The sequence below is a fragment of the Anaeromyxobacter oryzisoli genome, from assembly GCF_022690765.1.
Classification (GTDB): Bacteria; Myxococcota; Myxococcia; order Myxococcales; family Anaeromyxobacteraceae; genus Anaeromyxobacter; species Anaeromyxobacter oryzisoli.
Window position 1 is genome coordinate 49,510 of record NZ_JALCZA010000006.1, and the last position, 11,397, is coordinate 60,906.

An 11,397-nucleotide genomic window follows, 5' to 3' on the forward strand; every position below is an offset into this window, starting at 1 on the left:
CGAGCAGCGGAGGCGTACTTCTTCTCGTACGCCGAGCAACGCAGCGACGAGTCCGCCGATCGCAGGCAGCGATCGTGCGTCAGATCTTGAACCGCCGCACCTCGCCGCGGAGCACCTCCGCCTGGCTCGCGAGGTCCACGATCGCCGACTCGAGCTCGCGGACGGAGTGCGTCTGCGCCTCGGCGACCTGCTTGATCTGCACCACCGCCGTCATCACCTGCTCCGAGCCCTTGGTCTGCTCCTTCTGCGCCCGGTTCAGCTGGTGGACCATCTCGGAGATCGACTCGATCGCGCGGGTGATCTGCTTGGACCCGCGCGCCTGCTCCTGCGACGAGCGCTCGACGTGCTTGGTGATCGTCCGCATCTTCTCGGCGCTCTTCATGATCTGCTCGGAGCCGCGCGCCTGCTCGCCGGTGGCGCTCGCGATCTGCTGGACCGTCTCGGCGATCCGGTTGATCGCCATCGTCACCTGCTTCGAGCCGCGGGCCTGCTCGATGGTCGCCCGGGCGATCGCCTTCACCATCTGGGTGGAGCGGCGGGACGAGTCCTCGATCTTCTTGAGCGCCGTCTCGGTCTCCTGGCCGAGCCGGACCCCGACCTCGACCGCCTGGACGCCGCGCTCCATCGCCGAGACGGCGAGCCGCGAGGACTCCTGCACCGCGCGGATGAGCTCGCTGATCTCCTTCGTCGAGGCGCCCGTGCGCTCGGCGAGGTCCTTGATCTCGTCGGCGACCACCGCGAAGCCCTTGCCGTGCTCGCCGGACTGGGCCGCGAGGATCGCGGCGTTCAGGGCGAGGAGGTTCGTCTGCTCGGCGACGTCGTCGATGACGTCCACGATGTTGCCGATCGCCTGGATCTTCTTCCCGAGCGCCTCGATGACCTGAGCCCCCTCGCGCGACGACTCCTTGATCTTGTCGATGCCGGCGAGGGTGCGGGAGAGGGCCTCCGCGCCCGACTCGGCGTCGCGCTGCGCCTGCTCGGAGAGCTTCGCCGTCTCGTTCGCGTTGGTCTCGACCTGCGAGATCGAGACGTCCATCTCGTTCATCGAGGAGCTGGTCTCCTCGGTGGTGCCGGAGAGGTCCTCGATGTTCTTCGCGACCTCCTTGGTCGAGTACGTCATCTGCTCGATCGCGGCGGTGGTCTCCTCGACGCTCGCGGCGAGCGCCTGGATGTTCTCGGCCACCTCGTCGTTCGTCGCCGCCATCTCGAGGATCGACGACGACGACTCCTCGGCGCTCTGCGCGAGCACCTCCACGTTGTCGGCGATCCCCTTGAGCGACGCGATCATCTCGCCCATCGACGCCGAGGTGTCGGCCACCCGCGCGGAGACGGTGCCGGCCCCGGAGGTGACCGACGCGCCGGTCTTCGAGATGCCCTCGATGACGGTGGCGACGCCGCCCGTCACGGTCTGCACGCGGGAGAGGGTGACCGCGAGGTTCTCGCCGATCCGGTTCAGCGAGCTGGCGAGCGTCCCGAGCTCGTCGTCCCCCTGCGGCGCGGCGCGCGCGGTGAGGTCGCAGTCGGAGACGCGGCGCGCCACCGCGCTCATCTCGTCGAGGGGGCGCAGCACGTTCCGCGAGATGAAGGCGAAGGCGAGCCCGGCGAACGCCAGACCGCCGACGAACAGGAGCACGATCATCCGCCACGCCACCTCGTGCACCTGGGTGTCGAGGTCCTCCGAGCGGAGCCCGAGCAGCACGAACCCGATCCGGCGCTCCTCGCCGCCGGCCGGCGTGGGCACCCGCAGCGTGACCGGACGCGTGAAGGCGAGGTCGTTGCCGTACGCGAAGTGCGTGGCGGCGAGGCCGTGGGTCACGTGCTCGGCGACGACCTTCTCCGCCGAGCCGTGGAAGCCCGGGGCCATCCGCGCGCCGGCGATGGTGAGGTTGTCCCGGAGGACGACCGCGTAGGCGAAGGACATCTCGTCCCAGCTCTCCGCGACCTCCTTCGCGATCTCGTCGTCCCGCTTCTCCGCGAGGGATCTCGCCATCTCCGCCGCGTAGACGCGGGCCGCGGACTCGCCGCGGTGGACCATCGCGTCCTCGAGCGCGTCGCGCGCGGTGCGGTTCACGAGGTACCCGGTGGTCGTGCCGGCGGTGGCGAACGCGACCGCGATGGAGAGCAGCAGGCTGCGCTTCACTCCCAGCTTCGCGACGGTCTGGATCATGAGGGCGCGCTGTCGGTCACGCGGCGTGAACGCCGCGTCGGGCCGATCGGTGATCCTCGGATGCTACCGGTCGCGGCGGGGTGACGCAAATCGCCGGTCCGGGGGAGCCGCCGGCGCGGGCCCGCGCGCCACGCCCACCCGCACCCACCGCGGAAGGTCACTGCATGAACAGGTCCTGGACCTCGACCTTCTGCTGCTCCCCCGCGGCGTCGGCGGCGGTCGGCTCCGTCCCCACCTTGAAGGGCTCGTACACCGCGCGGGCGCCCGGGGCCGCCGGCTTGCCGGTGTCGGGGTCCATCCGCACCTCGACGATGCCCGCCGGGGCCCTGAACTCGGGCTGCGGCCGGTTCCGGAGCGCCCGCGACATGTAGTCGAGCCAGACGGGGAGCGCGGTGCGGCCGCCGGTCTCGTAGGGGCCGAGCGGCACCTCGTTCACGTCGTACCCGAGCCACACCCCGGTGGCGAGGTCGTGGGTGAAGCCCATGAACCAGGTGTCGAAGGAGTCGTTGGTGGTGCCGGTCTTGCCCGCGGCCGGCTTGCCGAGCGCGGCGGCCTGGGCGCCGGTCCCGACGGTGGCGACCTCCCGCATCAGGCGGACGAGGATGTAGGCGGTCCGCGGGTCCATCACCTGCTCCCGCGGGCGGCTCACCTCGGCGACCCCCGCGGCGAGCCGCTCCTCGAGCGGCACCCACGGATCGCGCCAGTCGGCGTGATCCTCGAGGACGTCCCCGTCGCGGTCGAGCACCCGCTTCACGAACCCGCTGGGCCGCTTCTCGCCGTAGCGGTCGAAGACCGCGTACACGTTCGTGAGCTCCCACAGGTTCACGCAGGACGAGCCGAGGGCGCTCCCGAGCTCCGGCTTCACCGCCGTGGTCAGGCCGAGCTGCTTCGCCCACTCGCCGAGCGCCTGGTCCCCCAGCTTGTTCCAGAGCGCCTCCGCGGTCTTCACGGCCGGGATGTTCATGGAGTTCACGAGGGCGGTCCGCAGCGTCACGTCGCCCTTGAAGTCCTGGCCGTAGTTCTGCGGCTTCCAGCTGTTCGCCTCGTCGCGGAAGACGATCGGCGCGTCGGTGAGGATCGTCGCCGGCGTGAAGTCGAGCTTCTCCACCGCCGCGGAGTAGACGATGGGCTTGAAGGCCGAGCCGGGCTGCCGGCACGCCTGGAAGGCGCGGTTGAACTCGGACGCCTCGAAGTCGTAGCCGCCCACCATCGCGGTCACGTACCCGGACCACGGATCCACCGACACGAGCGCGCCCTGGAGCTTCGGCTCCTGCTCGAGCGTGAAGAGCAGGTCCGCCTCCGGCACGTCCTTCGACCGCCCCGCCGCGAGCGAGACCTCGCGGCGCACCAGCTCCGCGCGCTCGACGCGCCGGAGCACGATCACGTCCCCCGGCCCGAGCACCGACGACACCCGCGCCACGAGCGCGGCCTGGTAGTTCACCAGCGGGTTCGGCCGGCGCGCCCAGCGCATCCCGGAGACGGGGAGGAGGCCGCGCGCCGTCCCGACCGCGACCTCGGCCACGCCCGCCCGGTCGTCGATCCGCTCGACGACGCCCACGCAGTAATCGCCCACCCGCAGGGTGCCGGCGGGCCACGCCTTCGCGAGCCGCTCCTCGAGCGCCGCCCGCTCCGCGCCCTTCACGTTCGCGACGGGGCCGTAGAAGCCCTGGCGGTGGTCGACCTCGATGAGCCCCTTCAGCATCGCGGCCTGCGCTGCGCGCTGGCGCTCGAGGTCCATCGCCATCTCGACCCGCAGGCCGTCGGAGAGGAGCCGATCGTTGCCGTAACGCTCGACGATCTGCCGGCGCACCGTCTCGACGTAGAAGGGCGCGGTCTCGCGGAAGACGTCGTCCACGCCGTGCACCCGCACCTCGGCCGCGGCGGCGCGCGCCCGCTCCTCCTGCGTGATCATCCCCTCCTCGGCCATCCGGCGGAGCACGTAGCGCCGCCGCTCGCTGGCCGCCGCCGGGTGCGAGAAGGGCGAGTAGCGCGACGGTGCCTGGGGGAGGCCCGCGATGAGCGCCGCCTCCTCGAGGGAGAGGTCCTCCACGTTCTTGCGGTAGTAGTTCTCCGCGGCCGCCTGGACCCCGTAGCTGTGGTGCCCGAGGTAGACGCCGTTCAGGTACATCCAGAGGATCTGCTCCTTCGTGAACGCCGCCTCGAGCCGGCGGGCGAGGATCAGCTCGCGGAGCTTTCGCCGGAGGCTCTTCTTCGTGCCGCGCTCGAACCCCTCGGCGCTGATCAGGATCGACTTCGCGGTCTGCTGGCTGATGGTCGAGCCGCCCTGCACGCGGCGCCGCAGGACGTAGGTGTTCACCGCCGCGCGCAGCGTGCCGAGCAGGTCCACCCCGCCGTGCTCGAAGAAGTGCTGGTCCTCGGAGGCGATGAACGCCTGCACGAGCTGCCGCGGGATCCGCTCGTACGGGACGACCTTGCGCCGCTCCGCGAAGAACTCGCCGGCGATCTGGCCGTCGGCGGAGATCATCTCGGTGACGATCGGGGGGCGGTAGCGGTCGAGCGTCGGGATGTCGGGGAGGCCCTTCGAGAGGGTCCACCACCCGATCGCGCCCGCGACGAGCCCCGCGTTCACGAGGGCGATCCCGAGGAAGAGCCCCCAGCGCAGCGCGCGGCGCCAGAGGGTCCGCGCCGGGAGCCCGTCGAGGACGACGCGGGAGGGGACGTCCGCGCCGGACCGCTGCGGGGAGGTGCTCGGGGTGTCGGTCATCGGGCTGCGAATCTATGCGTCCTCCGCGCGCCTGTTCAACGGTCGCGCGCCGCCCGCCCGGCCCGGCGGGTGCCCGCTCCGCCGGCGGCCAGCCCCTCCGGCAGCGCGAGGTTCGCCCTGGAGAGGACCTCCGCGAGCTCGGCGGGGAACGGCGCCTCGAGCCTCAAGGGATCGCCGGTGCGCGGATGTGGGATCTGGAGCCGCCAGGCGTGGAGCCCCATCCGCCGGAGCGCCCAGCGCTGCTTCGCGGTCCGGTTGAAGGCGAAGTCGCCGTAGCGGCGGTCGCCCGCGACCGGGTGGCCGATCGCCTCGAGGTGCCGGCGGATCTGGTGCGTGCGACCGGTCTCGATGCTCACCGCCAGGAGCGAGATCTCTCGAGCGGCGGAGAGGACCTTCCACCGCGTGAGCGCCTCCTGGAAGTTCACGCCGCGCTGCGCCTTCGACCGCGCCGTCTGCTCGTGCTCGGAGAGCGGAAGGTCGATCGTCCCGGCCTCCCGCGGCATCTTCCCCTTCACCAGGGCGAGGTAGGTCTTCTTCATGCCCTCGCCGCTCGTGAAGATCTCCGTGAGCCGGACCATCGCCTTGCGGTGCTTCGCGACGAGGACCACCCCGGAGGTGTCGCGGTCCAGCCGGTGCGCCGGCGAGGGGCGGAACTCGGTCGGCGGGAGATCGCCCGGGGTCTTCAAATAAGCGCGCGACATCTCGACCAGGGTCGCCCCGGTGATCCCGGTGCCGGGATGCGCCGCCAGGCCGGCCGGCTTGTCCACCGCGAGGACGTCCTCGTCCTCGTGCAGCACCCGGAAGGTGACCTTCACCGCCCCCGGGGCGGCGCCCTCCTGCGGCGGCGCGAGGAGCCGCTCCTCGTCGCCGCGGATCACCACCACGTCGCCCGCGGCGACGAGCTGCTCCGCCTTCCCGCGCGCGCCGTTCACCCGGATCTTCCGGGTCCGGAACATCTTGTAGACGTGCGAGAGCGGGACGCCCTGGAGCGCCTTCCGGACGAGCTTGTCGAGCCGCTGACCGGCCGCGTCCTCGGAGATGGTGAGCTGGATCACGGGGTTGTTCTAGCAGGAGAAGGGGGGCGGGGCGGGGCGGCACGCCCCGTGGAGTAGGGCCGGGGCGGCACGCCTCGCTAGACATTAAACCGAAAGTGCATGACGTCGCCATCCTGGACGACGTAATCCTTGCCCTCGATCCGGAGCTTTCCTTTTTCCCGGCAGGCCGCCTCGGTCTTCAGCTCGAGGAGGTCCTCGACCCGGATGACCTCGGCCTTGATGAAGCCCTTCTCGAAGTCCGTGTGGATGACGCCAGCGGCCTGCGGCGCAGTCGCGCCCTTGCGCACGGTCCAGGCCCGGCACTCGTCCTCCCCCGCGGTGAGGAAGGTGACGAGCCCGAGCAGCCGGTAGCCGGCGTGCACGAGCCGGTCGAGCCCCGGCTCCTCGAGGCCGAGGGACTGGAGGTACTCCTCGCGCTCCGCGGCGGAGAGGGCGACGAGCTCGGACTCGACCTTCCCGGAGATCTCCACCATCGGGGCGCCCTCGGCGTCCGCGAGCGCCTTCACCGCGAGGATGTGCGGATCGCTGGACTCCTTCCCGAGCTGGGACTCGTCCACGTTCGCGATGTAGAGGACCGGCTTCGAGGTGAGGAGGAAGAGATCCTTCAGGACCGCGCGCTCCTCCTCCCCGAGCGCCTGGCGGCGGACCGGGACCCCCGCGTCGAGCCCCGCCTTCACCTTGTCGAGGACGGCCACCTCGTGCTTCGCCAGCTCGCCCGGCTTGCCGGGCGCCTTCGCGTTCTTGAGCGACCGCTCCCGCTTCTTCTCGACAGACTCGAGGTCCTTCAGCATGAGCTCGGTCTCGACCACCTCGCGGTCGCCCCGCGGGTCCACCTTCCCGGCGACGTGCACGACGTCCGGGTCCTCGAAGCAGCGGAGCACGTGCGCGACCGCGTCCACCTCGCGGATGTTCGCGAGGAACTGGTTGCCGAGCCCCTCGCCCTTCGACGCCCCGGCGACGAGCCCGGCGATGTCCACGAACTCGAGGGTGGTCGGGGTCTTCTTCTTCGGCTGGAAGAGCGCCGCGAGCGCCTCGAGCCGGGCGTCCGGGACCGGCACCACCCCCACGTTCGGCTCGATGGTGCAGAACGGGTAGTTCGCCGCGGCCGCCTGGGCCGCGCCGAGCAGCGCGTTGAAGAGGGTGGACTTCCCCACGTTGGGGAGGCCGACGATGCCGATCGAGAGGCCCATGACGCGTACCTGGATAACCCGCGAAAAACGACAGCGCTCCGACGGACGCGGGGCCCGCCGGAGCGCGCTGTACCCGGGCGACGGCCGCCGCTAGGCGGCGCGGTTCGCGGGGAGCTGCGCGATGTACTCCTCGACCAGCGCGCGCTGGGACTTCTCGTCCAGGTTCGCCTTGACGAGCCGGCTCGCGGCGTCGATGGCGAGGTCCACCACCTGGGCCTTGAGCTCCGCCTTCGCCTTGGTGAGCTCCTCGGCGATCTGGCGCCGGGCGTCGGCCACGAGGTCGTCCGCCTCCTTGCGCGCCTTGGCGGTGAGCTCCTGCCGCAGCGCCTCGACCTCCTGCTGGTTGCGGCGGGCGATCTCGGCCGCCTCGCGCTGCGCGCGGGCGAGGGACTCCTTCTGGGACGCGAGGAGCTTCTCGGCCTCGGCCCGCTCCTTCTTGGCCGAGTCGATCGCCTCGCGGATGGAGCGCTCGCGCTCGGCGAGCATCTTCACGATCGGCCCCCAGGCGAACTTCGCCAGGACCGCGAGCAGGAGCAGGAAGGTGATTCCCGTCCACAGCGTGAGGCCGGGGTTGATGTCGACGATCGAGCCGGCGGCGAGCACGGGCGTCAGGGTCGCGAAGGAGGCCATTCGAGAGCTCCGTCTTCTGGTTCAGGTTCTACGGGCCCGTCCCCCCGCGCCGTTCCCGGCGCGGGGAGGCGGGAGGTGGCTGACTACTACGCAACCTTGAGGCCGAGGAGGAGGCACACGACGATCGCGAAGAGCGTCGCGCCCTCGATGAGGGCGGCGGCGATGATCATCGAGGTGCGGATGTCGCCGGCGGCGGTCGGCTGGCGGGCGGAGCCCTCCATCGCGGCGGCGGCGAGCTTGCCGATGCCGAGGCCGGCGCCGAGGACGGCGAGGCCGGCGCCGAAGCCGGCGGACAGGAAGGCGAGAGCGGTCGAGGTCATGTCTGCTTCTCCTGGGTGCTGCGAGGCGCGGGATTACCGGGCCGCGACTTCCCGTGGCGCGTACTGCGCTCTACTACCCATGGTCGGGGACTACCCCGCCACGTGAGAACCCTGGGCGCCGTGCTCCTCGTGCTCGCCGTGGTCGTGGCTCACCACCACCGACCCGATGAAGAGCGACGAGAGCATCGTGAAGATGTACGCCTGCACGAAGGCGACGAAGAGCTCGAGCATGAAGATCGAGAGCGCCATCGGCACCGCGCCGAACATCACCCACGGCGAGATCACGAAGATGAGGCCGAGGAGGGCGAGGATGACGAAGTGCCCCGCCACCATGTTCGCGAAGAGTCGGACCGTGAGGGCGAAGGGCTTGGTGAAGAGGCCGAGGAACTCGACCGGCACCATGATGAACCAGAGCGGCCAGAGCGACCCCGGGACGCCGCCGGTCAGGTGCGAGAGGTAGCCGCGGATCCCCACGGCCTTGATCTGCGCGTACTGGGTGATGATCCAGGTGAACGTCGCCAGCATCATCGTCACCGAGATGTTCGCGGTGGCGGTGGCGGCGAACGGCACCAGGCCGAAGAGGTTCAGGAAGAGGATGAAGAAGAAGGCCGTCACCAGGTACGGCGTGAACCGGTCCGCGTCCTTCTCGCCGATGTTCTTCACGGCGATCTCGTTGCGGACGAACGCGACCAGGACCTCGATGAAGTTGTAGAGGCCGTGCGGGACGACGCTCTTCTTCCGGACCGAGCCGAGAACCACCAGGAGGAGGAGCACCGAGGCGATCCACATCATCACGACGTGCTTCGTCGGGGTCATGTCCAGGCGGCCGAACTTGAGCGAGCTCCCGAAGATCTCGCGCATGTCGGCCTCGCAGTTCCACTGCCAGGAGCCTTCGCAGTGGCCCGGGTACTCGAGGACGTAGTTGTCGGAGACGTGGTGGAGCATCACGGAGCCGATGTCCGGGGCGTGCCCGCCGGCCGCGCCGTGCTCGCCGGCGGCCGCGTGCCCCTCGCCGTGCTCCTCAGCCGCGGCGGCGCCGTGCTCCGCCGGGACCGCGGGGGCGCCGGGCTGCGGCGCCCCGGCCGAGGGAGCGGCCTGCTCCACGACGGGCGCGGCCGCCGGAGCGGCGGCGTTGCCCTCGTGCTGCGCGAGGGTGAGGCTCAAGGCGAGCGTGACGAGCGTTGCGGCGGTCATGCGATCGGACCCGTTCCCCGGTTGAGGGTGTTGAGGAAGGCGCCCTCGATGGCGCTGAAGACGAAGTAAGGGATGAAGAAGGCGGCGACGAAGGCCACGACGCTCTCGCCCGCGCGGACGATCGCGAAGGTCCCGAGCGCCACGAGGACGATCCGGACGAGGAAGGCGACGGCCATCACCGCGAGGGCGCGCTGCACGACCTTGCCGCCGCCGCGCGCGAACCGGCCCATCGCGAAGATCGACCCGACCCCGGTGAGCCCCGAGACCGTCGCGCCGACGACCGCGCCGCGCCGGTGCGCGCCCGTGAGGAGGGCGGCTCCGATGAAGGCGACTGCGGTGAGCGCGGCGACCGTCTGGTGCTTCACTTTTTCCCCGTCCTGAGCGCCAACCTCAGGAAGCTGATCAAGCCACCGGTGATGCCGAGCACCGAGCCCACCAGCGTGAACCAGGGGGTCCGGTTGCCCATCTTCCCGTCCAGCCAGTACCCGGCGCCGGCGAAGACGACGATCGAGGCGACCAGCGACCAGCCCGCCCCGATGTACGGCGCCGCCTTGCGGTGTGCGAGCGCAAGGTTCGAGAGACCCTGCTCTTCCGGCGCCCGGCGCTCTCGATCGCTCGGACCCATCAGCCACCTCCGACTCGCCCGCCTGCCGCCGGTACCTCGCCGGATTCGCTCCGGGTTTTCGGTGCTCGAGGCAAGAGGAAAGGCACGCCCGTATAGCAGGCGCGGCCCCGGACGTCAATGACCTACATCCCCGTCCGAGGCCCGCCGCCCGGACCACGATCCGGGCGGCGGGCGAGGCGGCCGGCGGCTACTCGACCTGGGCGGCCGCGGCGAACCCGAGCCGCGCGGCGGCCACGGTGCGGTCGAGATCGGCCTCGGTGTGCGCGATCGAGAGGAAGCAGGCCTCGAACTGGGAGGGCGGCAGGTAGACGCCGTTCTCGAGCATCGCGTGGAAGAACGCGCCGAACCGCCGCGTGCTCGCCGCGCGGGCGCTCGCGGCGTCGAACACCGGCTTCTCCGAGAAGAACACGGTGAACATCGAGCCGACCCGGTTCACCTGCACCGGCACCTTCTCCGCCGCGGCGGCCTTCACGAGCCCGTCGGCGAGCGCCGCCCCGAGCTGCTCCAGCTTCTCGTACGCGGCGGGGGTCATGAGCCGGAGCGTCGAGAACCCGGCCGCCATCGCCATCGGGTTCCCGGAGAGCGTCCCGGCCTGGTAGATCGGCCCGGCCGGCGCCACCCGATCCATCACGTCGGCGCGCCCGCCGAAGGCGCCGACCGGCAGCCCGGCGCCGATCACCTTCCCGAACGTCACGAGGTCCGGCCGGATCCCGTACAGGCCGCACGCGCCGCCCGAGGAGACCCGGAAGCCGGTCATCACCTCGTCGATGATGAGGAGCGCCCCGTGCTTGCGGCAGATCGCGAGCAGTCCCTCGAGGTAGCCGGGGCGGGGGACGAGGACGCCCATGTTCCCGACGATCGGCTCCACGATGACCGCGGCGATCCGCGCGCCCCGCTCCGCGAAGAGCTTCTCCATCGCGGCCAGGTCGTTGTAGGGGACCGTGAGCGTGTGCTTCGCGTAGTCGGCCGGCACGCCGGGGGAGTCGGGGAGCCCGAGGGTCTCGACGCCGGAGCCCGCCTTCACGAGGAGCGGATCGCCCGCACCGTGATAGCAGCCGTCGCACTTCACGATGTCGTCGCGCCCGGTGAAGCCGCGCGCCACCCGGATCGCCGCGGTGGTCGCCTCGGTGCCGGACGAGCAGAACCGCATCTTCTCGACCCACGGCATCCGCGCGCGGACCAGCTCGGCGAGCTGGATCTCGCGCGGCGAGCAGGCGCCGAAGGACGAGCCGTCCTTCATCGCGTCCTGCACCTCGCGCATCACCTCCGGGTGGCAGTGCCCGACGATGAGCGGCCCCCAGGAGAGCACGTAGTCGACGTAGTCGTTGCCGTCCACGTCCACGAGGTGGCTGCCCTTGCCGCGGGCGATGAAGCGCGGCGTGCCGCCGACGCCCCGGAACGCCCGCACCGGGCTGTTCACGCCGCCGGGGAACAGGTCCTTCGCCTTCGCGAACAGCTTCTCGGACAGCTCGGTCTTCATGTCATCTCTCC

At 71.1% G+C, this 11,397-nt stretch carries 10 protein-coding genes; all 10 read right to left on the reverse strand.

The window, feature by feature from the left end:
• Positions 1–79: 79 nt before the first annotated feature.
• Positions 80–2,167 carry a methyl-accepting chemotaxis protein gene (locus tag MNZ27_RS03385; protein WP_242392624.1) on the reverse strand — a complete coding sequence of 696 codons (2,088 nt, stop codon included), beginning with the start codon at positions 2,165–2,167 and terminating at the stop codon, positions 80–82.
• 157 nt (positions 2,168–2,324) lie between these two features.
• Positions 2,325–4,892: a penicillin-binding protein 1A gene (locus tag MNZ27_RS03390; RefSeq protein ID WP_242392625.1), complete on the reverse strand. Its 2,568-nt coding sequence runs from the start codon at positions 4,890–4,892 to the stop codon at positions 2,325–2,327.
• A gap of 35 nt (positions 4,893–4,927) precedes the next feature.
• A complete protein-coding gene (locus MNZ27_RS03395) occupies positions 4,928–5,947 on the reverse strand; it encodes an RluA family pseudouridine synthase (RefSeq protein WP_242392626.1) in 1,020 nt (339 codons plus the stop codon).
• A gap of 77 nt (positions 5,948–6,024) precedes the next feature.
• Entirely contained in the window at positions 6,025–7,137 is a 1,113-nt protein-coding gene (gene ychF / locus MNZ27_RS03400) for a redox-regulated ATPase YchF (RefSeq protein ID WP_242392627.1), read from the reverse strand.
• Between the two features lie 90 nt (positions 7,138–7,227).
• Positions 7,228–7,767 carry a F0F1 ATP synthase subunit B gene (atpF, locus tag MNZ27_RS03405; protein ID WP_242392628.1) on the reverse strand — a complete coding sequence of 180 codons (540 nt, stop codon included), beginning with the start codon at positions 7,765–7,767 and terminating at the stop codon, positions 7,228–7,230.
• Between the two features lie 86 nt (positions 7,768–7,853).
• Positions 7,854–8,087, reverse strand: a complete 234-nt coding sequence (gene atpE, locus MNZ27_RS03410; RefSeq protein WP_242392629.1) for an ATP synthase F0 subunit C — start codon at positions 8,085–8,087, stop codon at positions 7,854–7,856.
• Between the two features lie 90 nt (positions 8,088–8,177).
• Positions 8,178–9,281: a F0F1 ATP synthase subunit A gene (locus MNZ27_RS03415; RefSeq protein ID WP_242392630.1), complete on the reverse strand. Its 1,104-nt coding sequence runs from the start codon at positions 9,279–9,281 to the stop codon at positions 8,178–8,180.
• The gene (locus tag MNZ27_RS03420) at positions 9,278–9,646 is read right to left on the reverse strand and encodes a hypothetical protein (RefSeq protein ID WP_242392631.1); all 369 of its coding nucleotides are present in this window, start codon (positions 9,644–9,646) and stop codon (positions 9,278–9,280) included. The genes MNZ27_RS03415 and MNZ27_RS03420 overlap by 4 nt, the downstream gene beginning before the upstream one ends.
• On the reverse strand, positions 9,643–9,906 hold the full coding sequence (locus MNZ27_RS03425) for an AtpZ/AtpI family protein (protein ID WP_242392632.1): 264 nt from the start codon (positions 9,904–9,906) through the stop codon (positions 9,643–9,645). Before MNZ27_RS03425 ends, MNZ27_RS03420 begins: the two co-directional genes overlap by 4 nt.
• Before the next feature lie 187 nt (positions 9,907–10,093).
• Positions 10,094–11,386: a glutamate-1-semialdehyde 2,1-aminomutase gene (gene hemL / locus MNZ27_RS03430; protein ID WP_242392633.1), complete on the reverse strand. Its 1,293-nt coding sequence runs from the start codon at positions 11,384–11,386 to the stop codon at positions 10,094–10,096.
• Between the last annotated feature and the right edge of the window lie 11 nt (positions 11,387–11,397).

Bases quoted from the DNA above. Each gene is read 5' to 3' on its own strand.
- MNZ27_RS03390 (WP_242392625.1), bottom strand. From the start codon at position 4,892: ATGACCGACACCCCGAGCACCTCCCCGCAGCGGTCCGGCGCGGACGTC.
- hemL (WP_242392633.1), bottom strand. From the start codon at position 11,386: ATGAAGACCGAGCTGTCCGAGAAGCTGTTCGCGAAGGCGAAGGACCTG.
- MNZ27_RS03415 (WP_242392630.1), bottom strand. From the start codon at position 9,281: ATGACCGCCGCAACGCTCGTCACGCTCGCCTTGAGCCTCACCCTCGCG.
- MNZ27_RS03425 (WP_242392632.1), bottom strand. From the start codon at position 9,906: ATGGGTCCGAGCGATCGAGAGCGCCGGGCGCCGGAAGAGCAGGGTCTC.
- atpE (WP_242392629.1), bottom strand. From the start codon at position 8,087: ATGACCTCGACCGCTCTCGCCTTCCTGTCCGCCGGCTTCGGCGCCGGC.
- ychF (WP_242392627.1), bottom strand. From the start codon at position 7,137: ATGGGCCTCTCGATCGGCATCGTCGGCCTCCCCAACGTGGGGAAGTCC.
- atpF (WP_242392628.1), bottom strand. From the start codon at position 7,767: ATGGCCTCCTTCGCGACCCTGACGCCCGTGCTCGCCGCCGGCTCGATC.
- MNZ27_RS03385 (WP_242392624.1), bottom strand. From the start codon at position 2,167: ATGATCCAGACCGTCGCGAAGCTGGGAGTGAAGCGCAGCCTGCTGCTC.